The following is a 25,875-nucleotide window of genomic DNA, read 5'->3' on the forward strand; positions in this document are numbered from 1 at the left end:
GGGGCCCGGCTCACGACCGCCATTCGCTTGATCCAGCGAGACGTTCGGCTTCTACAAAAGTAAGTGAGGACCGGGCATCTGTCTCCACAATTACTCGGACTTCCTACTATCTGAGACGGCACGGCGGCCACCCCGCCCCGACCTGCGACAACCGTCGGCGACGGTCAGAGCACGTCCCCGTCACGCCAGTCGAAGACCAGCTTGCGCCGGAAGTCGAGGGCGCCCGCGGCGGCAGGGCGTACATACGTGCAGCCCTCCTCGTCACGCAGACGGACGACGCCGCGGGGACCGAGGCCGCAGAGCCGGCCGCGCCAGAGCCGCCAGCCGCGGGCGGCGTAGAGACGGGCGCCGTCGTCGCTCGCGGAGAGCGCACCGAGGTCGTAGGCGCCGTCGATGATCCGCTCGGCCTCGGCCATGACGCGCCCGCCGAGCCCCTGGCGCCGCACGTCGGCACGGACGCCCACGCCCTCGACGTACCCGACGCGCAGCCAGCGCTTGCGGTAGCGGGCGCGGCGCTGGATGACGGCCCCGTGCGCCACGAGCCCCCGCTCGTCGCCGACGAGCACATGCATCCCGCCGAGCGTGTGCTCCCAGTCGTCGTCGTCATAGTCCCCGTCGAACGCGGCATCGAGCAGCGCGCGCACAGCCCGGAGATCGGCGGCGTCGAGGTCGGCGGTATGGGCGGTACGGACTCCGGCTGTCACGTGGCCAGTATCACCCACTTCCCCCGATGACGTTCGCATACATGACCATGTGTCATCGCGCTGACCTCCAATCCGATGTATGAGAGCGTCAAACACCTTGACATGGACATATAGCACCACCACTCTCACAGTCATCGGATGACTGCGACAGGGAGAGGTTCTGTATGACCGCCCGACCACGGGTCCGCACCATCGTCCTGGCCCTCTGCTCCGCACTGCTCGCCACCACCGCGTCGGCACTGCCCGCCCGGGCCGGCACCGCCGCGCCGGCGACCGCCTGGGAGGTGCGCGGCCCGCACGGCTCACCGACGGCCGTCGTCGCGCTCGACCCGTCCGACGGGCACCCGACGCTCACCGTCCGACGCGCCGGCCACACCGTCCTGGAACCCTCGCCGGTCGGCCTGGTCACCGGACAGGCCGACCTCTCCAAGGGGCTGAGCCTGATCGGCCGCAGCGACCGCGCGGTCTTCGAGCGGTACACCGGCAGCGCGGGCAAGTCCCGCGTACGGGACGTCCGGATGACCGAGACCCGCTTCCGCTTCCGTACGGCGTCGGGCGCCCGGCTCGACCTGGTGACCCGCGTCGCCCCGGACGGTGTCGCCTACCGCTACGTGCTGCCGCAGAACCAGGGTGACGTGCTGCGCGAGACCTCCGCCTTCACCCTCCCCGCCGGCGCGAGCGCCGTCCTGGGCGCCTACCGCGCCGACAACGAACTGCCCTTCAAGCGCTACGACTCGGCCGCCTCGGCACCGGCGGGCGCGTACATGATGCAGTCCCTCTTCCACACCGACGGCGGCTGGGCGCTGATCGCCGAGTCCGACGTCACCGGCACCTACGCGGGTGCCCACCTGACGCACGAGGCGGGCTCGGCGACCTACGGCGTGAGCCTCTACGACGACGCCCCGATCCACACCGCCGGCGCCCTGACGACCCCTTGGCGGGCGGTCATCACCGGTGACCTGGCCACCGTCACCGAGTCGACCTTCGTGGACGACCTCGCCCCCGCCTCCCGTGTCCGCGACACCTCCTGGATCAAGCCGGGCCCGGCGCTGTGGACCTGGCTGGCCGGCGGCAAGGAGGCCGGGCAGAGCCTGGCAGCGCAGGAGAAGTACGTGGACTACGCGGCCGAACGCGGCTGGCCGTACGAGGTCGTCGACGCCGGCTGGTACTTCAGGACCGACGCCTGGGACGTCGTCGACCCCGACTGGCAGACGGACAGCTGGATGCCCGAACTGGTGCGCTACGCGGCGTCGAAGGGCGTCGGCATCCACGTCTGGCTGCACTACACGCTCCTCACCGACCCCGCCGAGCGCGAGAAGTGGCTCGGCACGCTGGAGCGGTGGGGCGTCAAGGGAGTGAAGATCGACTTCATGGACTCGGAGTCCCAGGAGCGGATGCGCTGGTACGACGACGTCCTGGAGTCGACGGCCCGGCACCACCTCATGGTGAACTTCCACGGCGCCACGCTCCCGAAGGGCATCCAGCGCACCTGGCCGCAGGTCATGACGATGGAGGCCGTCGGCGGCGAGGAGAAGCGCAACAACACGGCGGAGCACCTGGCCTCCCTGCCGTTCACCCGCAACGTCATCGGCTCCATGGACTTCACCCCGGGCGCCTTCCAGCGTCCGTACCGGCCCGACGCGGGCTCGGACGCGGGCGAGTTGGGGCTGACGGTCCTGTACGAGTCGGGCGTCCAGAACCTGTCCGGAACCCCGGAGTCGTACGACGCCCGCCCCGAGGCCCGGCGCTTCCTGGAGCAGCTCCCGGCCCGCTGGGAGGAGACACGCCTGCTGAGCGGCGACCCGGGCCGCTCGGCGGTGCTGGCCCGACGCGCCGCGGACGGCCGCTGGTTCATCGGGGGCACGTTCGCCGGCGCCGCGCGGACGGTCGACGTGCCGCTCCGGCTGGGAGCGGGCCCCTGGCTGGTGGAGGCCCTCACGGACGGCCCGTCGGGCCTGGTCCGCTCGGCGCGCACGGTGCGGGGCGGGGACACCTTCGCGGTGTCCGTGGCGGCGGACGGCGGGTTCGCGGCACTGGCCTGCCCCTGGCGGCCGGGCCGGACGACCTGCGAGCGCTGAGACGAGAACCGCCCCCGCCCCGGTTCGCGGAGAACCGGGGCGGGGGCGGTGCCGGGAAGGGCGTCAGCCCATGTGCGGGTAGGTGTAGTCCGTCGGCGGGACCAGCGTCTCCTTGATCGCGCGGGTCAGGGTCCAGCGCAGCAGGTTCTGCGGGGCGCCCGCCTTGTCGTTGGTGCCGGAGGCGCGGCCGCCGCCGAAGGGCTGCTGGCCGACCACGGCGCCGGTCGACTTGTCGTTGATGTAGAAGTTGCCGGCCGCGTAACGCAGCTTCTGAGCCGTGTAGGCGGCCGCCGCGCGGTCGTTCGCGATGACCGATCCCGTCAGCGCGTAGTCCGACACCGACTCCATCTGGGTCAGCATCTCGTCGTACTTGTCGTCCTCGTAGACGTGGACCGCGAGGATCGGGCCGAAGTACTCGGTGCGGAACACCTCGTTCTCCGGGTCGCTGCACTCGATGACGGTCGGACGCACGAAGTAGCCGACGGAGTCGTCGTAGGAGCCGCCCGCGACGATCGTGCAGGACGGGTCCTCCTTCGCGCGGTCGATCGCGGCCTTGTTCTTCGCGAAGGCGCGCTCGTCGATGACGGCGCCGAGGAAGTTCGACAGGTCGGTGACGTCACCCATGGTGATGCCGTCGACCTCGGCCGCGAACTGCTCCTTGAACCCGTCGTTCCAGATCGACGCCGGGATGTACGCGCGGGAGGTGGCGGAGCACTTCTGGCCCTGGTACTCGAAGGCGCCGCGGGTCAGCGCCGTCTTCAGCACCGCGCGGTCCGCCGACGGGTGGGCGACGAGGAAGTCCTTGCCGCCGGTCTCGCCGACCAGGCGCGGGTAGGAGCGGTACTTCTCGATGTTGTTGCCGACCGTCTTCCACAGGTACTGGAAGGTCTTCGTGGAACCGGTGAAGTGGATGCCCGCGAGGTCCCGGTGCTCCAGGGCGACCTTGGAGACCTCGATGCCGTCGCCGGTGAGCAGGTTGATGACGCCCTTGGGCAGGCCCGCCTCCTCCAGGAGCCGCATGAGGAGGACGGCGGCGTGGGTCTGGGTCGGGGACGGCTTCCACACCACCACGTTGCCCATCAGCGCGGGGGCGGTGGGCAGGTTGCCCGCGATGGCGCTGAAGTTGAAGGGCGTGATCGCGTAGACGAAGCCCTCCAGCGGCCGGTGGTCGAGGCGGTTCCACACGCCCGGCGAGTTGGCCGGGGGCTGCTCGGCGAGGATCTGGCGGGCGTAGTGCACGTTGAAGCGCCAGAAGTCGACGAGCTCGCAGGGGGTGTCGATCTCGGCCTGCTGGGCGGTCTTGGACTGGCCGAGCATGGTGGAGGCGGCCAGCGTCTCGCGCCAGGGGCCGGCCAGCAGCTCGGCGGCGCGCAGGATGATCGCGGCGCGGTCGTCGAAGGACATCGCGCGCCAGGCGGGCGCGGCGGCGAGCGCCGCGTCGATGGCGTCCTGCGCGTCCGCCTGCGTGGCGTTGCGGTAGGTGCCGAGGACGGCCTTGTGGTTGTGCGGCTGCACGACCTGGAAGGCCTCGCCGCCGCCCATGCGCTGGACGCCGCCGATGGTGCAGGGCAGGTCGATGGGGTTCTCGGCCAGTTCCTTGAGCTTGGCCTCCAGGCGGGTGCGCTCGGGCGAGCCGGGGGCGTAGCCGTGCACCGGCTCGTTGACGGGGGTGGGGACCTGGGTCACAGCGTCCATGGGTTCCGTAACTCCTTGACGTGAGCGGTGTTGCGAGCGGGGGTGCGGGCTCAGCCCTTGCCGACCATCGAGCGGGCGAAGAAGCGCAGGTTCGCCGGCTTCTCGGCCAGACGACGCATGAAGTAGCCGTACCAGTCGGTGCCGTACGCGGTGTAGACGCGCATGCGGTGGCCCTCGGCGGCCAGGCGCAGGTGCTCCTCGCTGCGGATGCCGTACAGCATCTGGAACTCGTACTCGTCGAGCTTGCGCCCGGCGCGCCGGGCGAGTTCCTGGGCGATGGAGATCAGGCGCGGGTCGTGGGAGCCGATCATCGGGTATCCGTCGCCCTCCATGAGGGTCCTCAGGACGCGGACGTACGCCTTGTCGATCTCGTGCCTGGTCTGGTACGCGACCGACGCGGGCTCCTTGTACGCCCCCTTCACGATACGTACGCGGCTGCCGCTCGCGGCGAGGCGGCGGGCGTCGGCCTCGGTGCGGAAGAGGTAGGCCTGGATGACGCAGCCCGTCTGCGGGAAGTCCTTCCGCAGCTCCTCGTGGATGGCGAACATCGAGTCGAGGGTGGTGTGGTCCTCGGCGTCCAGCGTGACCGTCGTACCGATCGCGGCGGCCGCCTCGACGACCGGGCGGACGTTCTTGAGGGCGAGCTGGTGGCCGTCCTCCAGCGCTTGGCCGAACATCGACAGCTTCACCGACATCTCGGCGCGGGTGCCCAGTTCCAGGGGCCTGAGCCGGTCGATCAGCTCCAGGTAGGCGTCGCGCGCGGCCGTGGCCTGTTCCGGGGTCGTGATGTCCTCGCCGACGACGTCCATGGTCAGCTCGAGGCCCCTGCCGGTGAGGTCCGTGACGATCGGCACGATGTCGTCGACCGTCTCGCCCGGGATGAAGCGGTCGACGACCTGCTTGGTCACCGGGGCCGCCGAGATCAGGCGTCGCATCCGGTCGCTGCGCGACGCGGCGAGAATCACGGGACCCAGCACGGGGCACCTCCACAGAACAGGCAAGAGGCCGCAACCCGACCATTCGGGTACGGCACGGAGAACCACCGTGAAACCTAAGGATCCCTTCGATCGTCGGCCATCGACAGCTGTCACGCATCCGTGCCCTGGATCTCAGACAGATGTATGAGCCGGGTGGGAAATTGAAGGAGAATGGCCGGGTGGCGGACGTTTTCAAGGCAGGGCGCGGTGACTACCAGGAGCTCGTCGACGAGATCTCCGCGCTGCTCGGCGCCCCGGCGACCCTGGAGAACCGGGACTTCGAGCTGATCGCCTTCGCCGCGTACGACAGCGAGGGCGACTTCGACGAGGCCTCCCTCGATCCCGTGCGCACCCGCTCGATCCTCACGCGCCGCTCCACGGCGGCGGTGCGGAAGTGGTTCGAGGGCTTCGGCATCGCGCGCGCCACCGGGCCGGTGCGTATTCCGCCCACCCCGGAGGCGGGCGTGTACCGGGGAAGGATCTGTCTGCCGGTACGCCATCGGGGTGTCGTCCTCGGCTATGTGTGGCTGCTGGCCGACGAGCCGGGCCCGGCCGAGGCGCAGTTGTCCGCCGCGATGGAGATCGCGGCGCGGATCGGCGACCTGCTCGCGGAGGAGGCGCAGGCGGGCGCGGAGGTGACGCGTGAGCTGCGCGCGGTGCTGACGGCGGAGCGCGGCTGGCCGCAGGACATGGCGGTGGCCGAGCTGCGGACGGCGCTGGGCGCGCGCGGCGAGGGCCTGCACACGGTGGTCTGTGTGGCGCCCTGGCCCTCGGCCGACCCGGACGACGCGCCGTCGGCCCGGACGATCCCTGCGGCGACCGCGCTGTGCACGGTGCCGTGGGGTGCCACCGGCCAGAGCCTGGCGCTGCTGGTGCGGCTGCGCTCGGCGGATGTGCTGACCCCGGCGCTGACGGCGGCCACGCGGCTGCTGCGGGAGGCCGGTGAGGTGGGCGAGGGGTTCGCGGCCGGGGTGGCCGGCGCCCGGCACGGCCTCGCCGAGCTGGGTGCGGCCTGGCAGGAGGCGTCGGCGGCGGCCCGCGCGGCCCTCGCGGAACCCCGGCTCGGCCCGGTCGCCCAGTGGTCGGCCATCGGCCCGTACCGGCTGCTGACGTCGCTCCCCCCGCAGGCAGCGCACGACCCGGCCGTGAGCGCCCTGCTGACCCCCGCCCACCGTGAACTGGCCCGCACCGCCGAGGTGTTCCTGGACTGCGCGGGCCAGGCGGGACGTACGGCCGCGGCCCTCGGCATCCACCGGCAGACGCTGTACTACCGCCTGTCCCGCGTCGAGCAGCTCACCGGCCTCGACCTGGACGACGGGGAGGACCGGCTGTTGCTGCACATGGCACTGAAGGGGGCGCGGCTGGCCTGAACGGCATCGGGCGGGAAAGCCGGACATCGCCACATACGGGCCTGCGGAGCGCTAGCCTCTCGACACGGGGCGTGCGGCCCGGAAGTCGGGGGACGAGGTGCGTGACGAACGACATGGCGGCGCTGCGCCGCATGGAACGCCATCTGCTGGGCACGGCGCAGGAGGCCAACTACCTGGTCGACCTGTCCAACGTGGTGCGGGACCGGGCGCTGGGCGGCGGATCGGCCCGGGAGCTGCGCAGGTTGCGGCTGGTCCTGCGGGCCCTGCGTGAATCCACCGGCGACCGGGACGTCACCGTCCACGCCATCGCGGACAACAGCCTGCTGCACCCGCGGCACGACGGGGAGTTCCCCGATCCGGCAGAGGGCGCGCTGCTGCGCGAGTGGCGGGACCGCGGTCTGATCGCCGCCATCGACAAGGCGGACCCCGATCTCCTGGACCATGCCAGGGAGCTCGGCACCAGAGTGATCAGCAGCGACAACTTCACCGGCCACCGGAGCGAGCACCCTTGGATCCAGGGCGACCGCGAACACTTCCTCAGGCCCGAACGCGAGGAGGGCGGTCGGGTCCGACTGGTCCTGCGGGACATGCGGGTCTTCGCGGACCGGGAGATCTCACGCGAGGGCGAGCGCGACACGCTCAAGGCCCGGAACCTGCTGGACTTCCAGGGCCGGCCCCGCTCGAACGTGCTGGGGCGCTCCTGGCGGTGCCCGCACCCGGACTGCCGCCCCAGCCCCGCGATCCAGCGGGGCAAGGTGGTGTGCCGCACCCACCGGATGCTGCTGACGGACACCGGCCCACGCCGCCGCCGGATCCAGCTGAAGATCTTCGTGGACGGCACGTGCCACGCCTGGGAGAACATCACCGAGGGCCCCGAAGGGCAGGACCGGGAGTTCGTGCTCGGGCGCGGTCACTTCGTCCGGATCGATGAGTGCCATCTGTCCGGGGAGCGGCGGCGCCGGATCAGCAGGGAGCATCTCCGGCTGATCTGCGGCCGGGGCGCGCTGTGGGTCCTCGACACCAGCACGGCGGGCAGCAGGATGCGCACCGTCCGCCCGGGCGGGGAACCCACCGCATGGCGCGCCCTGCCGCGCCGCGGCACCGGGGCCGCCGCAGTGCCCGGCGAGCGGGCGCCCCGTGGCTTCGGTCCGGACGACGAGATCGAACTGGTCCCGGGGGTCGTGCTGCGCCGCAGCGGCCAGCGGTGGCCGGAGGAGCGCGCGGAGGGAGTCCGTGCCAAGCCGCCGAGGAGGCCGGCGGGCGGCGAGGAGTTGACGAGTCTGGGCTGAGCGAAAGCGGCGGCCGGGGGGGCGTACGGGCGGAGTCGGGACGGGCCACGGGTGAACCGGTTGGGGGGTCGAGTGGAACCGCTGCGGGAGGGCGATCCCGAACGGATCGGCGGCCACGAGTTGTTCGCGAGGCTGGGCGAGGGCGGTTGGGGGACCGTCTACTTCGCCCGGACGAGCAGGGGCCGTTCGATCGCGCTGAAGACGATCAGGCCCGCGTGCCTGGAGGAGGACCCGGAGCGGTTCCGTAAGCGTTTCGCCAGGGAGGTCGAGGCGGCCAAGGCGGTCGACCCCCGGCACACCGCGGAGGTCGTCGACTCCGACACGCGCGCGGCAGAACCGTGGTTCGCCTCCCGCTACATCCCGGGAGTCAACCTGGCCGAGGCCCTCGACCACTGCGGGAACCCGCTGCCGCAGCGCACCTGGCGGGTACTGGCGGCCGGCCTGGTCGACGCCCTGCGCAGCGTCCACCGCGCCGGCCTCGTCCACCGCGACCTCAAACTCGCCAATGTCCTGCTGGGTGCCGACGGCGCCTACGTCATCGACTTCGGTATCGCCCGGCACCTCTCCCCCACCGACGGTACGACGCTGACCAGGACCGGCACCAGCCCCCGGACCACCAGCTTCGCCTCGCCCGAGCAGCTTCGGGACGAGCGCGTGGGATGGGCCGGCGACATCTTCGCCCTGGGGCTGGTGCTGGCCTACACCGCCCTGAACCGGCACCCTTTCGGGACCGGCTCACCCATGGAGATCGCCGCGAACATCGTGATCGGCAGGCCGTCGCTGGACGGGTTGCCGCCCGCGGTGGAGAAGGTGGTCCGCCCGTGTCTGGAGCCGGAGCCGGGCAACCGGCCCGGCCCGGCTGAGATCGCCGACCTGCTGGCGGCCGAGGCGTCGCCGACGGCGCAGGACTGGCTGCCGCCGGGCCTGCGCGCCAGGATCGACCAGCGGTCCCGTTTCGCCATCGACATCGACCGGCCGCTGCGTCCCGGCCGGAGCAGCCCCAGAGCAGCGGGGCCCACGCCCGCACCGGCCGCCCGGTCCTCCTCGGGACTCACGACCGACCCGACCCCGCCGGAGGCGAGGTCCGCGCCGAACGCCCGGCTGCTGCGGGAGAGGGACCTGGAGCCGGCACCGGCTGGGCAGACGGAGACGGAGAAGACCACACGACCGGCCGCGGCCGCTCCCGGCAAGAAGGACACCGCCGGCCCCGGCGACACGGAGGCCAGGTTCCGGGCCTCCGCCCAGGCGGGCAACGCCGAAGCCATGCGCTGGGTCGCGGCCCACTGCAAGAACACCGGCGACCTGGAGGCGGCACTGCTCTGGTACAGGCGCGCGGCCAACGCCGGCAACGCCACCGCCGCCCGCGAGGCAGGTCAACTGCTCGAAAAGCACTTCCCGAAGCGACGGGCGGAAGTCCTGGCCCTTTACCAGAGGGCCTCGGACGCCGGTGAGCTGTTCGCACGCACGCGGCTGACCCGGCTGCTGGCCCAGGAGCAGGACAAGCCGGGCCTGGCCCCGAAGGCGGAGCCCACGACTCCGCCCAAGGCGGCCGCTGCGGCGGGTGGGAAGAACGCCAAGGCCCCGGGTGGTGACGGAACGGCGCAGAGCGGCGGCGCCGCGGGCGTCCCGGCCCCGGTCTCCGCGGCCGAACAGGCGCTGCTCCGCCAGCACCGGACCGCCGCCATGAACGGGCAGATCAACTCCGTGCTGGCGCTGGCAAACTGGTACCGGCAGCAGAATCGCGACCAGGACGCGCTCGTCTGGTACTGGCGAGGCGCCGAGGGCGGGCATCCTCACTGCATGTTCGTGACCTCGGCGCTGCTCGCCAAGGATCGGCAACGGGAGGGCGAGTCGCTCCGGTGGTTGCGGGCGGCGGCCGATGCGGGCAACACGGCGGCGCTGCACCGCCTGGGGCAACGCATGGAGAAGGATCGGCGCCCGGCGGACGCGCTCCGTTTCTTCCGCTCCGCCGCCGAGAAGGGACATGCGCCGTCCATGCTCGAGACGGCGCGCCTTCTGGAGCAGTCGGCACAGCCGGCCCAGGCACTGGAGTGGTTCGTCCGCGCCGCTGCGAAGGGCAGCGCTGCGGCAGCCGAGGAGGCCGACCGCATCCGTGCCGAACTGCGGCGCAACGCCTCGTCACCGCCCCCTTCGGGGGAACAGTCTCCCAAGGCCGCACCGCCCCGGAAGAAGACCTCGTCCAAGGCCGCCCCCGCCTCCGGCACCACGAATCCCACCGGTGCCAAGACCCGCACCGCGACGACCGCCACCGCCACGAAGACCACTCGGCCGAACGCGTCCGTGCTGCGCAGGGAGGCCGAGCGGCACGAGCGGGAGGGCCGGCTCCACAAGGCCCTGGACAGCTATGCCCAGGCGGCGGAACAACTGGGCGACACGGCCTTCAAGCGGGATGTCGCCCGGCTGTGCCTGAGCCTGAGCGGCAGTGCCGAGAGCCCGGAGGAGCGCAGACGCTTCCGGAAGCGGGCCGTCCGGCTCTATCGGAAGCTGGCTCAGGACGGAGACCCGCAGTCGATCCGGGCGCTCGCGGAGCTCGGGTTGACCGTCGACAGCCGGGAACAGAACACCAAGCAGTTGCAGACCCAGTTGGAGGCGCAGCTGCAGGCGGCCGGCGAGGGCAGTTCGAAGGCCATGCGCCAAGTGGCCCGCACGTACCTGAGGCTGGGCTCCGAGGAGCACGTCCAGGCGGCGCTGGCCTGGCTGCGCCGGGCCGGCGAGATGAACAACATCGGCGCCATGCTGGACGCGGCCCGCGTGTGCGAGGAGCGCGGGCAGCACCGCGAGGCCCTGGAGTGGTACTGCTGGGCCCGGGACAGCGGTGATGGGGCGGCCGTGGCGCATATCGAACGCCTGGCAGCCGACCACCCGGGTGCCGCCCTGATGACCCGCCTGTCCAGGCGACTGCGCCGCGCCTGGACCTGACGGGTCACCTCCGGGTGGCGGCCTCGATCACCTGGCGCAGCCCCTCGGTGAGCCGGTCGGCGTCGGGGGCGCTCTTCGGGTCGAAGGTCCACTGCGTGATGAGCCCGAGCATCAGGGTCGTGTAGAAGGTGCCGAGCGTGTCCACGGTCTCCTCGGGGACGTCCTCCTCGCGCACGCCCGTGAAGAAGGCCACGAAGCCGCGCGAGCCCTCCCGCTGGGCGCGCGCCAGGTGGTCGCGCAGCTCGGGCATCTGATCGCCCATCGCCACGATCTCCACGCTCAGCCGCCACAGGGAACCGGGCTCCCGCATGGTCGCGATGATGTTGGACCACACCTCCCGGAACCGTTCCAGCGAGCCGGGCTCGCCACGGATCTCCTCACTCCCCTCGAAGGTGTCGGACATCTCCTCGACCAGCGCCACATAGGCCTGTGCGAGCAGCGCGTCCTTCGACCCGTAGTGGTAGCCGATCGAGGCCAGGTTGGTCCCGGACTCCTTGACGATGTCCCGCGCCGTCGTCCGCACGAACCCCTTCTCCAGGAGGCAGCGCTTGGCGCCCTCCAGCAAATCCTCACGGTGTCCCATGCCCACCGACCCTACCGCGATTCAGACGCTCGTCCTAGACAAGCGATTTATACAGTCGTACTAGACAAGCGTTTAAGACGCCCGTACAGTCCCTGGCATGACGAACCCGACGAGCACGACCACGACCGCGCCCCCCGACGGCACCCGAGCCGGCCGCCGTGAATGGACCGCCCTGGGCGTCCTGATGCTTCCGCTGCTGCTGGTCTCGATGGACGTCTCGGTGCTGTACTTCGCCATCCCGGCGATCAGTGCGGATCTGGAGCCGAGCAGCACCCAGCAGCTGTGGATCTTCGACATCTACGCCTTCGTCCTCGCCGGGCTGCTGATGACGATGGGCTCGCTCGGCGACCGCATCGGCCGCCGCAGGCTGCTGCTGCTCGGAGCCGCCGCCTTCGGGGCCGCCTCGCTGCTGGCGGCGTACGCCGACAGCGCCGAGACCCTGATCGCGGCCCGCGCGGTGCTCGGCATCGGCGGCGCCACCCTGATGCCGTCGACGATGGCGCTGATCCGCACGATGTTCACCGACCCCGGGCAGCGCGCGAAGGCCATCGGCCTGTGGTCGGGTGTGATGACGGCCGGTATCGCGCTCGGCTCGGTGATGAGCGGGGTTCTCGTCGAGTACTTCTGGTGGGGCTCGGTGTTCCTGGTCAACCTGCCGGCGATGGGCCTGCTGCTGGTCCTGGGCCCGTTCCTGCTCCCCGAGTCGAAGAACCCCGAACCCGGCCGCTTCGACCTGCTGAGCGTCCCGCTGTCGATGGCGGCGGTGCTGCCGGTGATCTACGGCCTGAAGGAGATCCCGGCCGAGGGCTGGCACGTCCAGTACGTGCTGGCGGTGACGGTGGGCCTGCTGTTCGCGGCACTGTTCGTGTACCGCCAGCGCACCGCGGCCTCGCCGATGATCTCCCCCGCACTGTTCCGCGGCCGGGGCTTCGCACCCGCGGTGGTACTCAACCTGATCTCGTCGTTCGGGATGATGGGCTCGGCCTTCTTCACCACGCAGTACCTGCAGTCGGTGCTCGGCAAGAGCGCGTTGGAGGCCGCGCTGTGGGCGCTGCTCCCCTCCGTGCCGATCGGCATGGCGGCCCCCGTCGCCACGCAACTGGTCCAGAAGGGTGTCAACCGTGCCTATGTCGTCACCGCGGGCTTCACGATCGCGGCGGCCGGCTACGGAATGCTCGTCCTCGCCGGTACCGACTCCCTCTGGCTGGTCCTGGCGGCCTGCGGTGTCCTCGCCTCCGGGATCGTCATCGCCATCTCGCAGATGACGGACCTCGCGATGAGCGCGGCCCCGGTCGAGCGGGCCGGCTCCGCCTCCTCCCTCCTGGAGACCGGCGCGGAGTTCGGCGGCGCGCTGGGGATGGCGGTCCTCGGCTCGGTCGGTACGGCGGTCTACCGCCACGAGATCCCGGCCTCGGCCCCGTCCCCGGCCCGCGAAACGCTGGGCGGCGCGCTCGCGGCGGCCCGGGGGATGCCGGGCCGGGCGGGAGCGGAACTGCTGGCCGCGGCGCGGGAGGCGTTCACCACGGGCATGCACGGGGCGGCGATCGCCGGGGCGGTGGTCCTGGCGGGGGCGGCGACCCTGGCGGCGACGAGCCTGCGCCGGATCCACGTACGCGACACCGAGGAGTGATGCGGCCGGAAAAGAGCCGGGGCCCGGCCACCCTGAGGTGGCCGGGCCCCGGCTGTCGTGCGTACCGCCGTCAGACCAGGTTCACCGAGCGGGCGGACGTCGCGCCGATCTCCTCCGCGACCTCCGTCAGCACGTTCTGCGGCACCGTGTCGTCGACCGTGAGGACCGCCAGGGCCTCGCCGCCGGCGATGTCGCGGGCCACCTGCATGCCCGCGATGTTGATCCCGGCCTCGCCGAGGATGCGGCCGACGGTGCCGACCACACCGGGACGGTCGGTGTAGCGGAGCACGATCATGTGGTCGGCGAGCGACAGGTCCACGTCGTAGTCGCCCACCGCCACGATCTTCTGGTGGTGCTTCGGGCCGGCCAGCGTGCCGGACACCGAGACCTCCTCGCCGTCGGCGAGCGTGCCGCGCACGGTGACCACGTTGCGGTGGTCCGTGGCCTCGGAGCTGGTGGTCAGGCGCACCTCGACACCGCGCTCCTGGGCGAAGAGCGGGGCGTTCACGTACGACACCGTCTCGTCCACGACGTCCTCGAACACGCCCTTGAGCGCGGACAGTTCGAGCACCTTGACGTCGTGCTGGGTGATCTCGCCGTACACCTCGACGTCGAGCCGGACCGCGACCTCGCCCGCGAGCGCGGTGAAGATGCGGCCGAGCTTCTCGGCGAGCGGCAGCCCGGGCTTGACGTCCTCGGCGATCACGCCGCCCTGCACGTTGACCGCGTCCGGCACCAGCTCGCCGGCGAGCGCGAGGCGCACCGACTTGGCGACGGCGATGCCCGCCTTCTCCTGCGCCTCGTCGGTGGAGGCGCCGAGGTGCGGGGTGCAGACCACCTGGTCGAGCTCGAACAGCGGGGAGTCCGTGCACGGCTCCTTCGCGTACACGTCCAGGCCCGCGCCCGCGACGCGGCCCTCCTTGAGCGCCGAGTACAGCGCCTCCTCGTCCACGATCCCGCCGCGCGCGGCGTTGATAATGCGGACGCTCGGCTTGACCTTGTGCAGCGCCTCGGCGCCGATCAGGCCGAGGGTCTCGGGGGTCTTCGGCAGGTGGACGGTGATGAAGTCGGAGACCTCGAGCAGCTCGTCCAGGGACAGCACCTTCACGCCCATCTGCGCGGCCCGCGCGGGCTGGACGTAGGGGTCGTAGGCGACGACCTTCATGCCGAACGCGGACATGCGCTGCGCGACCAGCGCGCCGATACGGCCGAGGCCGACGACGCCGAGGGTCTTCTCGGCGAGCTCGACGCCGGTGTACTTGCTGCGCTTCCACTCGCCGTTCTTGAGCGCGGCGTTGGCCTGCGGGATGTTGCGGGCGGTGGAAATGATCAGACCGCAGGCCAGTTCGGCTGCGGTCACGATGTTCGCGGTGGGGGCGTTGACGACCATCACACCGGCCTTGGTGGCGGCGGAGACGTCCACGTTGTCCAGGCCGACGCCGGCTCGCGCGACGACCTTCAGCTTCTTCGCGGCGGCGATGGCCTCGGCGTCGACCTTCGTCGCGGAGCGGATCAGGACGGCGTCGACATCGGCGATCGCGGGCAGCAGCTCCGCGCGGTCGGCGCCGTTGCAGTGGCGGATCTCGAAGTCGGGGCCGAGGGCGTCGACGGTCGCGGGCGACAGCTCTTCAGCGATGAGTACGACGGGTTTCGAGCTCACGTGAGTCCTCACATGTCCAATGCGGACGGCCGTCCCGACGGCCGCTGGCGGTGGAGGGGTGCTTGCCGCGTGGAAGACGCACGACGCTGTGGGCCTGACGCGATTGTTGTGCAGCAGTCTAGTGGCGCGGCCGCGGGCGTACTGCGCCTCCGCGGAAGGATCACCCGGACGTGGCCTGCCGGTGTGGACAACAAGAATAATGCGGCGGTGCCCCGGCCGAGGGCACCGCCGCAGCGAAGGTCAGGCCTCCTCGTTGACCCACGACATGAGCTTGCGGAGCTGCTTGCCGGTGGTCTCCAGCAGGTGCTCGGAGTCCTGCTGCTTGTACTCGTTGTACTTCTTCAGACCGCCGTGGTACTCGTCCATCCAGGCCTGGGCGAAGGAGCCGTCCTGGATCTCGGCGAGGACCTTCTTCATCTCGGCCTTGGTGGCGTCGGTGATGATGCGCGGGCCGGTGACGTAGTCGCCCCACTCGGCGGTCTCGGAGATCGACCAGCGCATCTTCTCCAGGCCGCCCTCGTACATGAGGTCGACGATGAGCTTCAGCTCGTGCAGGCACTCGAAGTAGGCGATCTCCGGCTGGTAGCCGGCCTCGGTCAGCGTCTCGAAGCCCGCCTTCACCAGCGCCGCGGTGCCACCGCACAGGACGGCCTGCTCGCCGAAGAGGTCGGTCTCGGTCTCCTCGGTGAAGGTCGTCTTGATGACGCCGGCGCGGGTGCCGCCGATGCCCTTCGCGTACGACAGGGCCAGCGCGAAGGCGTTGCCGGAGGCGTCCTGCTCGACGGCGGCGATGCAGGGAACGCCGCGGCCCTCCTCGTACTGGCGGCGCACCAGGTGGCCCGGGCCCTTCGGGGCGACCATGCAGACGTCCACGCCGGCCGGGGGCTTGATGAAGCCGAAGCGGATGTTGAAGCCGTGGCCGAAGAACAGCGCGTCGCCGTCCTTCAGGTTCGGGGCGATGGACTCCTCGTAGACCTGGGCCTGGATCGGGTCCGGCACCAGGATCATGATGACGTCGGCCTCGGCGGCGGCCTCCGACGGGGTCACCACGCGCAGGCCCTGCTCCTCGGCCTTCGCCTTGGACTTCGAGCCCTCGTGCAGACCGACACGCACGTCGACACCGGAGTCGCGCAGCGACAGGGCGTGGGCGTGGCCCTGGCTGCCGTAGCCGATGACCGCGACCTTGCGGCCCTGGATGATGGACAGGTCGGCGTCAGCGTCGTAGAACAGCTCGGCCACTTTGGGTTCTCTCCTTGAGTGCAGGTGTTGCGTCCCACCGTATGACGGCGGGCGGAAGGGAAGTTTCGCGGTCTCGGAATACGGGCGGCCGGTTCTCCCCGGCCGCCCGGACACCGTCTTACGCCGACCGGTCGAGGGCCCGCAGGGACCGGTCCGTGATCGAACGGGCGCCGCGGCCGATCGCGATCGTGCCGGACTGCACCAGCTCCTTGATGCCGAACGGCTCCAGCATCTTCAGCATGGCCGACAGCTTGTCGCTGGACCCGGTGGCCTCGATGGTGACGGCCTCCGGGGAGACGTCGACCGTCTTCGCGCGGAACAGCTGGACGATCTCGACGATCTGGGAGCGCGTCTCGTTGTCGGCGCGCACCTTCACCAGAACGAGTTCACGCTGAACGGCCTGTGTGGGCTCCAGCTCGACGATCTTCAGCACGTTGACGAGCTTGTTGAGCTGCTTGGTGACCTGCTCCAGCGGCAGGTCCTCGACGTTCACCACGATGGTGATGCGGGAGATGTCGGGGTGCTCGGTGACACCGACCGCGAGGGAGTCGATGTTGAAGCCGCGGCGGGAGAACAGGGCGGCGATCCGGGCGAGGATGCCGGGGGTGTTCTCGACCAGGACGGAGAGGGTGTGCTTGGTGGACATGGTTCTCGACTCAGCTCTCTCTCAGTCGTCCTCGTTGTCGCCGAAGTCGGGGCGGACGTCCCGGGCGGCCATGATCTCGTCGTTGGAGGTGCCGGCGGCGACCATCGGCCACACCATCGCGTCCTCGTGGACGATGAAGTCGACGACGACGGGGCGGTCGTTGACGGAGTTCGCCTCTTCGATGACCTTGTCCAGGTCGTCCGGGGACTCGCAGCGGATCGCGTAGCAGCCCATGGCCTCCGACAGCTTCACGAAGTCGGGGACGCGGGTTCCCCTGGCCGCCGGGTCGACGTCCTCGGGGCCGGAGTGCAGCACCGTGTTGGAGTACCGCTGGTTGTAGAAGAGGGTCTGCCACTGGCGGACCATCCCGAGGGCGCCGTTGTTGATGATGGCGACCTTGATCGGGATGTTGTTCAGGGCGCAGGTGGTCAGCTCCTGATTGGTCATCTGGAAGCAGCCGTCGCCGTCGATCGCCCAGACCGTGCGGTCGGGGGCGCCGGCCTTCGCGCCCATCGCGGCCGGGACCGCGTAGCCCATGGTTCCGGCGCCGCCGGAGTTCAGCCAGGTCGCGGGCTTCTCGTACTGGATGAAGTGTGCGGCCCACATCTGGTGCTGGCCGACGCCCGCGGCGAAGATCGTGCCCTGCGGGGCGAGCTGCCCGATGCGCTCGATGACCTGCTGCGGGGAGAGCGTGCCGTTCTCGGGCAGGTCGTAGCCGAGCGGGTAGGTCTCGCGCCAGCGGTTCAGGTCGTTCCACCAGGCGGTGTAGTCGCCCTGGTGGCCCTCGCTGTGCTCCTTCTGCACGGCCTGGATCAGGTCGGCGATGACCTCGCGGGCGTCGCCCACGATCGGCACGTCGGCGGCGCGGTTCTTGCCGATCTCCGCCGGGTCGATGTCGGCGTGGACGATCTTGGCGTAGGGGGCGAAGCTGTCCAGCTTGCCGGTGACGCGGTCGTCGAAGCGGGCGCCGAGGGCGACGATCAGGTCGGCCTTCTGCAGCGCGGTGACGGCGGCCACCGAGCCGTGCATACCGGGCATGCCCAGGTGCTGCGGGTGGCTGTCGGGGAACGCGCCGAGCGCCATCAGCGTGGTGGTGACGGGCGCCCCGGTGAGCTCCGCGAGGACCTTCAGCTCGGCGGTGGCCCGCGCCTTGAGGACGCCGCCGCCGACGTAGAGGACGGGCCGCCTGGCGGAGGTGATCAGCTTGGCGGCCTCGCGGATCTGCTTGGCGTGCGGCTTGGTCACCGGGCGGTAGCCGGGCAGGTCCATCACGGGCGGCCAGGAGAACGTGGTCTTCGCCTGGAGGGCGTCCTTGGCGATGTCGACCAGGACCGGGCCCGGGCGGCCGGTGGAGGCGATGTGGAACGCCTGCGCGATCACCCGCGGGATGTCCTCGGCCTTGGTGACGAGGAAGTTGTGCTTGGTGATCGGCATGGTGATGCCGACGATGTCCGCCTCCTGGAAGGCGTCGGTGCCGATCGCCTTGGAGGCGACCTGACCGGTGATCGCGACCAGCGGCACCGAGTCCATGTGGGCGTCGGCGATCGGGGTCACCAGGTTGGTGGCGCCGGGGCCCGAGGTCGCCATGCAGACGCCGACCTTGCCGGTGGCCTGGGCGTAGCCGGTGGCCGCGTGGCCCGCGCCCTGCTCGTGCCGCACCAGCACGTGACGCACCCGCGTGGAGTCCATCAGCGGGTCGTACGCCGGAAGGATGGCACCACCCGGAATGCCGAATACCGTGTCGGCGCCGACCTCCTCGAGAGAGCGGATGAGGGACTGCGCACCCGTGACGTGCTCGGGCGCGGACTGCTGTCCTCCGGATCGGGGCCGCGGCTGCGGGTGATGGGCCCCGGTGGCCTGCTCGGTCATCGGCATTCTCTTCTCGATGCTGAGGGTTTTGGCGAGGTTCGGGCGTTGTTCGGCTGGTGCCTGTGCAACAAAAAACCCCTCGTGCCGTGAGGCAAGCGAGGGGAGCGCGCCGGGTGTGGTCGCTGGGTTTTCCGGTTCATGTCCGGTGGGTCCCAGCTCAGCCGACGCGCTGTCCAAGTACGAGAATTCGGGTGCGCATGGCTCAGACCCTCCCCCCGGCACGCCGTTACTGTCAAGTGGGTGGGACGGGAGTCTCATTATGTGAGCGTAGGGCCGTTCCGCCTCCGGAAACGGCAGGCACGCCACTGCCGTACACCCCCGTGACCCTCCCCATGACACGTTCACCTCCGAGGCGCAGCGGTCGGTGTGGAGGCCACGACCGTGCTCAGCCCTTCGGGCCGCCGCCCGGTCGCACCCTCGACGCCGACGCGCCCCTTCGACTCCCTCGCACTCCCCGCGAAGACCGGCTCCGCCGGGCCGTGCGGCACCGGGTAGTGGCCGGAAGCGAGCGCCCGGCGCAGCCGGTACTCGTCCAGTGGCCCCGAGAATGCCATGCCCTGACCGTGCGTGCAGCCCATGGCGCGCAGTGCGACGACCTGTTCGGGCAGGTCCACCCCCTCCGCGACGGAGGAGAGGCCCAGGTCGCCGGCGATGCGGAGCAACCCGCTCGTGATCTTGTGCAGCCGGGCCGACTCCACGACCCCCTCGACGAGGCCCCGGTCCAGCCTCAGCACATCGATGGGGAGCCGGCGCAGCGCGGTGATGGCCGCGGAGCCGCTGCCGAGGCCGTCCAGGGCGACGCGGACGCCGATCCGGCGCAGGCTGCCGAGTCTGCGCTCCAGCTCGTCCAGGGAGATGCGCGGGTCGATGCCGGAGAGCTCGATCATCAGGGCGCCGGAGGCCAGACCGTGCCGGGTGAGCAGGGCCTCGATGGAGCCGAGGGGCAGGGAGCGGTCGAGCAGCCGCCGGGCGCTCACCCGGACGGCGACGGGTACGGCGAGTCCGTCGGCGGCGCGCTCGGCGGCCTGCCGTACGGCCTCCTCGAGGATCCAGCGGCCCAGCTCGGCGGCCTTGTCGCTGTCCTCCGAGACGCGCAGGAACTCGTCGGGCGTGAAGAGCACGCCCTGGGAGGACCGCCAGCGGGCGCGGGCGCCGACGCAGGCGATCCGGCCGTCCTCGAGTGACACCACGGGCTGGTGCAGCAGGGTGAACTCGCCCTCGTTGAGCGCGGCCCGCAGCCGGGTGGCCAGCTCGGCCTTGCGGACGACGTCCTGCTGCATCTGAGGCCTGTACAGCTCGACGCGGCCCTTGCCGGCGGCCTTGGCGCGGTACATGGCGAGGTCCGCGTTGCGCAGCAGCTCACCTGCGCCGAGGCCCGGCTCGGCGAAGGCGACGCCGATGGAAGCGGCCACCCGGACATCGTTGCCGTCGATGTCGTACGGCTGGGAGAGGGTGACCCTGAGCCGGTCCGCGAGCTCGAGGATGTGCCGTTCGCGCGCGGTGCGGTCCCGGGTGCCGTCGCCGACGATGAGGGCCGCGAACTCGTCGCCGCCGAGGCGCGCGGCGGTGTCGCCCTGCCGCACCGACTCCTGGAGCCTGCGGGCGGCCTGGACGAGCAGTTCGTCACCGGCCTGGTGGCCGATGGTGTCGTTGACGGCCTTGAAGCCGTCGAGGTCGATGAACAGGACGGCGGTGCCGCGGTCGGAGGAGCGGCGGCCGGAGAGACCCTGCTGGACGCGCTTGGTGAACAGGGCGCGGTTGGGCAGGTCGGTGAGCGGATCGTGCTCGGCGCTGTGCTGGAGCTGGGCCTGCAGGCGCACCCGCTCGGTCACGTCGCGGCTGTTGAAGATCAGCCCGCCCTGGTGGCGGTTGACGGTGGACTCCACGTTGAGCCAGCCGCCGTCGCCGGAGCGGAAACGGCACTCGATGCGGGTGGTGGGTTCCTCGATGTGGCTCGCGGCGAGGAAGCGCCGCACCTCGTGCACCACACAGCCCAGGTCGTCGGGGTGGATGAGCGCGGCGAGCTCGGTGCCGACGAGTTCCTCGGCGGGCCGGCCGTAGACCCCGGCGGCGGCCGGGGAGACGTACTGCAGGGTGCCGTCGGGAGCGGCGATCATGATGACGTCGCTGGAACCCTGCACCAGGGAGCGGAAGTGGTTCTCCTGCTGCGCCAGTTCCCGGGTGAGGGTGATGTTGTCGAGCAGCATGATGCCCTGGCGCACCACGAGTGCGAGGACGACGGCGCCCGCGGTGATGAGCACCACGCGGTCGACGCTGTGGCCGTTGAGGATGTTGTAGAGGATCCCCAGCGTGCAGACGGCGGCGGCCAGGTAGGGCGTGAGCGCGGCCAGCGACCCGGAGATCGGGCGCGTGACCGGGTACCGGTCGGGGGCGGCGTCCGGCGGGGGTGCGGCCGGGTACCGGTCGCGGGCCGGACCCTGCGGGAGCCCGGGGGCCGGGTCATGGTCCGGATGCCCCTGCTCGTGGCCGGTGGCCAGGGGCTCGGTCTGCCGCTGCTCGGGGACGTGTTCGTGCACCACGCGCGTGTGCGCGTCGTCCGGCCTCCGGCCGGGCCGGGCGCCGACCCAGGGGGCGTAGGCCAGGAGCAGTGAGCCGGAGAACCAGCCCGCGTCCAGCAGTTGTCCCGAGTGGTAGCTGCTGTGCAGCAGCGGCGAGGTGAACAGGGCGTCGCACAGCACGGTCAGGGCCAGTGCGCCGATGGCGGTGTTGACCGCGGAGCGGTTCACCGCCGAGCGCCTGAGGTGCAGTGCGACCACCATGCTGATCAGGGCGATGTCCAGCAGCGGGTACGCGAGCGACAGCGCGGTGTGCGCAACGCTCGGCCCGTCGAACTTGGCCGCCTGCGCGAGCGCGAGGCTCCACGACAGCGTCAGCAGCGAGCCGCCGATCAGCCACGCGTCGAGCGCCAGGCATACCCAACCCGCCTTGTTGGCGGGCCTTTTGGCGAGCACGAGCAGTCCTACGATGGCGGGTGGGGCGAAGCAGAGGAAGAACAGGTCGGCACAGCTCGGCGAGGGGACGGGGCGGTCCAGGACGACCTCGTACCAGCCCCACACGCCGTTGCCGAGCGCGGCCATGGCGGAGGAGAGCGCGAACAGCAGCCAGGCGGATCGAAAGCGGCTGCGGCGGCTGCGGGCGTACAGCAGGCAGGAGACCGACGCGGTGCCGGCCGCCGCGCTGAGCCCGAAGTCGCCCATGAACAGCGCCAGGCTGTGGGAGCCCCAGTCGACCGCGGAACCGACGGCGTATCCCGCGCACACCAGGGCCAGGGTGAGTTGCGGAACCGGGTTCGTCCGGCCGCCCGGTGCCGGACGGCGGGCCGGCAGCACTCCCGGGGACCTCACCGGTCCCTCCCGGTCCGGGGCGCCGGGTCCCGCTGGGTCCGATGCGCCGGGCGGGCGTGCCTCTTGCGGCCGGTGTGGCCCGGGTGGTGACAGTGGCCGCCCTGGTGGCGACGGCTGCCGTGAGCGCTGTGACCGCGTCTGTGCGTCGCGGTCCGCCAGGGTCGTCGTCCGCGGCCGCGCCGCGTCGGATCGTTCGTCCATAGGCCGTGCATCGCCCGTCGCCCCCCTCGTGTCTGTGAAAGTTCCGTCCCCGGCGCCGAACGGTGCGCGGCGCAGCCCCTGTCGGGGACGATACACCAGTCTCGTCACTCAGGGACATAGTCCCTCTACTCTCCGTGACGACTAGGCGGAATGGGCATACGTACCGCGTTCGGGGGACTGCGGAGCGTACCGGAAGCGGATCGGGGGTGCGCGGACGCGGTGTGCGCGCCGGGGGTGCGGCGGCCGGGGGGCGCGTGCGCGGGCGGCGGGGACGGCCCGCTCCGCGCGCCGCACCGGCCGTGCCCGGAGCCCGTCCGCCCCCGCGTACCGCGCCGCTTCAGGCGCCGGTCGTCAGGACGACGTGCTCGAGCGGTTGCCCCTGCGCGAAACGGTTCAGCTGGGAACTGAGGAGACGCCTGGCGCGGGGTCCGAACGCGGAGGTCGGCCCACCGACGTGAGGACTGATCAGCACGCCCGGCGCATGCCACAGGGGGTGCCCCTGGGGCAGGGGCTCGGGGTCGGTGACGTCCAGGGCAGCGGTGATCCGGCCGGCCTCGAGCTCGGTCAGCAGGGCCTTGGTGTCGACGACTCCGCCGCGCGCCACGTTGACGAGCAGCGCCCCGTCCTTCATCCGCGCCAGGAAGCCGGCGTTGACCAGGCCTTTCGTCTCCTCGGTGAGCGGGGTGACCAGGACGACGACATCGGCGTCGGGCAGAAGTTCCGACAATCGGGAGAGAGGATGCACAAGGCCGCGCGCTGTGTCGCGTTCGCGGCGCGCGACGCGCACCACCCGCGCGACTTCAAAGGGCACGAGCCGGTCCTCGATGGCGGCGCCGATCGCGCCGTAGCCGACGATCAGGACGGACTTGTCGGCGAGCGCGGGATGGAATCCGCTCTGCCAGCGTTCCTCCTGCTGGGCCCGTACGAAGCCGGGGATACCGCGCAGCGAGGCGAGGATCAGGGCGAGCGCCAGCTCGGCCGTGCTCGCCTCGTGCACTCCGCGCGCATTGCACAGCCGCACCCCCGGCACGACGGAGGACAGGTGGGCGGTGATGTCGTCGACCCCGGCGGTCAGCGTCTGAATGACCCGCAGGTTCCGCATCTGCTCCAGCGGCCGGACCTTGACCTCCTGGCGCTTCATGTACGGCACGGCGTAGAACGCGCAGTCGGCGGGATCGGCGGGGAAGTCCTGCCCGCCGTCCCAGAAGTGGTAGTTCAGGCCCGCGGGCAGGCCCTCTATCTCGTCGGTGCGGAACGGAAGCCAAACGTCGCTCATGGTCAGGAGGCTATGCGAAGGATCCGGTCCCGCATTGGTTAGTTTGGGGTGCCAGCAAAGGAGGACACGGCCAGGTGGAGCGCAGGACGATCGGCGCGGCGACGCTCGAAGTGGGGGCCGTGGGGCTCGGGTGCATGCCGATGAGCTGGGGATACTCCACCTCCCGGCAGCGGGGCGACGAGTCGCTGCGGACGGTGCACCGGGCGCTCGACCTGGGAATGACACTGCTGGACACGGCCGACATGTACGGGCCGTTCACCAACGAGCTGCTGGTGGGCCGGGTGCTCAAGGAGCGGCGCGCCGAGGCGTTCGTGTCGACCAAGGTGGGGCTGCTGGTGGGAGAGCAGCACATCGTGGCCAACGGGCGCCCGGGTTATGTGAAACGGGCCTGCGACGCGTCGCTGCGCCGGCTGCAGACGGACGTCATCGATCTCTACCAGCTGCACCGCGGGGACCCCGAGGTCCCCGTCGAGGAGACCTGGGGCGCGATGGCGGACCTGGTGCGGGCGGGCAAGGTACGGGCGCTGGGGCTGTGCGCGGTGGGGGTGCGCGCCGGACGGCGCACCGGCAGGCGGCTGTACGACGGAACGATCCGGCAGCTCGAACGGGTCCAACAGGTGTTCCCGGTGAGCGCGGTGGAGGCGGAGCTGTCGGTGTGGTCGCCTCAGGCACTGGACGCGCTGCTGCCGTGGTGCGCGGCGCGCGGGGTGGGCTTCCTGGCGGCGATGCCGCTCGGCAACGGCTACCTCACCGGCACGCTGACACCTGGTGAGGGCTTCGAACGGGACGACCTGCGGGCCCGGCACCCCCGCTTCACGGCGGAGATGATGGCGGCGAACCAGCCGATCGTGGCGGGCCTGCGCCGGGTGGCACAGCGCCACGGCGACGGGGTCACCCCGGCCCAGGTGGCCCTGGCCTGGGTGCTGTCCCGGGGCCCTCAGGTGATCCCGGTCCCGGGTACCAAGCAGCGGCGTTGGGTGACGGAGAACGCGTCGGCCGCCGCGCTGCGGCTGACCTCCGAGGACCTGACCGAACTGGCGCGGTTGCCCGCGGCGCAGGGATCGTGGGACTGAACGGACCCGCTACCGTGCGTGGCCGGGACGTGACGGTCGGTGGAGCGAGGACCGGCGGGCGGGAACTCCCCGGACGTCCTGGGCGTAGGTAAGGGAGGAAGGCCCGTGGCGGAGGGACCCGGATGGTGCGACGTCGAGTGGTGACGGCCGTGGTGGCCGCGACCGCGCTGCTGGCGGTCGGATGCTCCTCCGGTGGCGGAGGCACGCCGGCGGGAGGCCGGAGCTCCCCGGCCGGCTCCGCCCCGCCGTCGTCCTCCGGACGGACGGCCGAAGCGACACCGCCGGCGAAGGGGTCGGTCCGGGTGGTGCGCACGGTCGCCGATCATCTCAAGACGCCCTGGGGCCTGGCTGCGCTGCCCGGCGGCGGGCTCCTGGTCTCCTCCCGGGACGACGGGACGATCACCCGGGTCGACGACAGGACCGGCGGGAAGACCCTCCTGGGCAAGGTGCCCGGGGTCGCCGCCGCGGGCGAGGGCGGTCTGCTGGGCATCGCGCTCTCCCCGGACCACGCCTCGGACCACCTGGTCTACGCCTACCTGACGACCGACTCCGACAACCGCATCGTCCGCATGCTCTACGACCCCGAGAAGCCGGCCGGTGAGCAACTGGGCGCACCGGACACCGTCTTCAGGGGCATCCCCAAGGGCGCCGTCCACAACGGCGGCCGCATCGCGTTCGGCCCCGACGGCATGCTGTACGCGGGCACGGGCGAGTCGGGCGACCGGGGCCTGGCCCAGGACCGGCACTCGCTGGGCGGCAAGATCCTGCGCATGACCCCGGACGGCGAGCCCGCCCCCGGCAACCCCTTCGGCGGCTCGGTGGTCTACTCGTACGGCCACCGCAATGTGCAGGGGCTGGCGTGGGACGACAGGCAGCGGCTGTACGCCTCCGAGTTCGGCCAGGACACCTGGGACGAGCTGAACGCGATCAAGCCGGGCGGCAACTACGGCTGGCCGGACGCCGAGGGCAGGTCGAGCGACCCCGAGTACCAGAACCCGGTCGCCCAGTGGCACACCGACGAGGCCTCCCCCAGCGGCATCGCCTACGCCGAGGGTTCGATCTGGATGGCGGGTCTGCGCGGGCAGCGGCTGTGGCGCATCCCGCTGAAGGGCACGGAGACCTCGGCGCCTCCGCAGGCGTTCCTCACCGGCGCCTACGGCCGGCTGCGCACCGTGGTCGCGGCAGGCGGCGGCAGGCTGTGGCTGACGACGAGCAACACGGACGGCCGGGGCAAGCCGTCGCCGTCGGACGACCGGATCCTGGAAGTGCAGGTGTCGTAG

Annotated in this window: 17 protein-coding genes; 7 read left to right on the forward strand and 10 right to left on the reverse strand. The window is 71.4% G+C overall.

All coding sequences use genetic code 11. The features are described from left to right. Positions 1-164: 164 nt before the first annotated feature. Positions 165-704: a GNAT family N-acetyltransferase gene (locus tag ACZ4SW_RS30165; RefSeq protein WP_468251864.1), complete on the reverse strand. Its 540-nt coding sequence runs from the start codon at positions 702-704 to the stop codon at positions 165-167. A gap of 164 nt (positions 705-868) precedes the next feature. Between ACZ4SW_RS30165 and ACZ4SW_RS30170 the strand changes: the two genes are divergently transcribed. After that, complete coding sequence (locus ACZ4SW_RS30170) at positions 869-2,782, forward strand: glycoside hydrolase family 97 protein (protein WP_468251865.1); 1,914 nt, start codon at positions 869-871, stop codon at positions 2,780-2,782. 63 nt (positions 2,783-2,845) lie between these two features. Here ACZ4SW_RS30170 and pruA read toward each other — a convergent pair whose 3' ends face one another. Both pruA and ACZ4SW_RS30180 read right to left on the reverse strand, forming a co-directional pair. Beyond that, positions 2,846-4,477 carry an L-glutamate gamma-semialdehyde dehydrogenase gene (pruA, locus tag ACZ4SW_RS30175; RefSeq protein ID WP_468251866.1) on the reverse strand — a complete coding sequence of 544 codons (1,632 nt, stop codon included), beginning with the start codon at positions 4,475-4,477 and terminating at the stop codon, positions 2,846-2,848. A 50-nt stretch (positions 4,478-4,527) separates the two neighbouring features. Then, the gene (locus ACZ4SW_RS30180) at positions 4,528-5,454 is read right to left on the reverse strand and encodes a proline dehydrogenase family protein (protein ID WP_468251867.1); all 927 of its coding nucleotides are present in this window, start codon (positions 5,452-5,454) and stop codon (positions 4,528-4,530) included. A gap of 140 nt (positions 5,455-5,594) precedes the next feature. On the opposite strand from ACZ4SW_RS30180, the gene ACZ4SW_RS30185 reads away from it, so the two are divergent. The 3 genes from ACZ4SW_RS30185 (at position 5,595) to ACZ4SW_RS30195 (ending at position 11,053) form a co-directional block, all read left to right on the forward strand. Next, positions 5,595-6,824: a PucR family transcriptional regulator gene (locus tag ACZ4SW_RS30185; RefSeq protein ID WP_468251869.1), complete on the forward strand. Its 1,230-nt coding sequence runs from the start codon at positions 5,595-5,597 to the stop codon at positions 6,822-6,824. A 101-nt stretch (positions 6,825-6,925) separates the two neighbouring features. Then, positions 6,926-8,113 (forward strand): FHA domain-containing protein, encoded by a 1,188-nt coding sequence (locus ACZ4SW_RS30190; protein ID WP_468251870.1) that lies wholly within the window; start codon positions 6,926-6,928, stop codon positions 8,111-8,113. Between the two features lie 72 nt (positions 8,114-8,185). Further along, positions 8,186-11,053, forward strand: a complete 2,868-nt coding sequence (locus tag ACZ4SW_RS30195) for a protein kinase domain-containing protein (protein ID WP_468251871.1) — start codon at positions 8,186-8,188, stop codon at positions 11,051-11,053. Positions 11,054-11,057: 4 nt separating this feature from the next. Here ACZ4SW_RS30195 and ACZ4SW_RS30200 read toward each other — a convergent pair whose 3' ends face one another. Beyond that, positions 11,058-11,636 (reverse strand): TetR/AcrR family transcriptional regulator, encoded by a 579-nt coding sequence (locus ACZ4SW_RS30200; protein WP_468251873.1) that lies wholly within the window; start codon positions 11,634-11,636, stop codon positions 11,058-11,060. Between the two features lie 97 nt (positions 11,637-11,733). Here ACZ4SW_RS30200 and ACZ4SW_RS30205 point away from each other — a divergent pair, with 97 nt between their 5' ends. Further along, on the forward strand, positions 11,734-13,266 hold the full coding sequence (locus ACZ4SW_RS30205; RefSeq protein WP_468251874.1) for an MFS transporter: 1,533 nt from the start codon (positions 11,734-11,736) through the stop codon (positions 13,264-13,266). Positions 13,267-13,336: 70 nt separating this feature from the next. On the opposite strand, the gene serA is transcribed toward ACZ4SW_RS30205, so the two are convergent. The 6 genes from serA to ACZ4SW_RS30235 form a co-directional block, all read right to left on the reverse strand. Then, a complete protein-coding gene (gene serA / locus ACZ4SW_RS30210) occupies positions 13,337-14,926 on the reverse strand; it encodes a phosphoglycerate dehydrogenase (RefSeq protein WP_468251876.1) in 1,590 nt (529 codons plus the stop codon). A 240-nt stretch (positions 14,927-15,166) separates the two neighbouring features. Beyond that, positions 15,167-16,165 (reverse strand): ketol-acid reductoisomerase, encoded by a 999-nt coding sequence (gene ilvC, locus ACZ4SW_RS30215; protein ID WP_468251877.1) that lies wholly within the window; start codon positions 16,163-16,165, stop codon positions 15,167-15,169. Between the two features lie 118 nt (positions 16,166-16,283). Further along, positions 16,284-16,811 carry an acetolactate synthase small subunit gene (ilvN, locus tag ACZ4SW_RS30220; RefSeq protein WP_468251878.1) on the reverse strand — a complete coding sequence of 176 codons (528 nt, stop codon included), beginning with the start codon at positions 16,809-16,811 and terminating at the stop codon, positions 16,284-16,286. Between the two features lie 21 nt (positions 16,812-16,832). Further along, positions 16,833-18,680, reverse strand: coding sequence for an acetolactate synthase large subunit (locus tag ACZ4SW_RS30225; RefSeq protein WP_468251880.1), 1,848 nt, complete (start codon positions 18,678-18,680; stop codon positions 16,833-16,835). 341 nt (positions 18,681-19,021) lie between these two features. Next, entirely contained in the window at positions 19,022-22,045 is a 3,024-nt protein-coding gene (locus ACZ4SW_RS30230) for an EAL domain-containing protein (protein ID WP_468251881.1), read from the reverse strand. Between the two features lie 538 nt (positions 22,046-22,583). Then, positions 22,584-23,522 carry a 2-hydroxyacid dehydrogenase gene (locus ACZ4SW_RS30235; RefSeq protein WP_468251882.1) on the reverse strand — a complete coding sequence of 313 codons (939 nt, stop codon included), beginning with the start codon at positions 23,520-23,522 and terminating at the stop codon, positions 22,584-22,586. A 74-nt stretch (positions 23,523-23,596) separates the two neighbouring features. On the opposite strand from ACZ4SW_RS30235, the gene ACZ4SW_RS30240 reads away from it, so the two are divergent. Both ACZ4SW_RS30240 and ACZ4SW_RS30245 read left to right on the forward strand, forming a co-directional pair. Further along, on the forward strand, positions 23,597-24,595 hold the full coding sequence (locus ACZ4SW_RS30240; protein ID WP_468251884.1) for an aldo/keto reductase: 999 nt from the start codon (positions 23,597-23,599) through the stop codon (positions 24,593-24,595). A gap of 122 nt (positions 24,596-24,717) precedes the next feature. Then, positions 24,718-25,875: a PQQ-dependent sugar dehydrogenase gene (locus ACZ4SW_RS30245; protein ID WP_468251885.1), complete on the forward strand. Its 1,158-nt coding sequence runs from the start codon at positions 24,718-24,720 to the stop codon at positions 25,873-25,875.

The sequence above is a fragment of the Streptomyces sp. NPDC028331 genome, assembly GCF_055565775.1.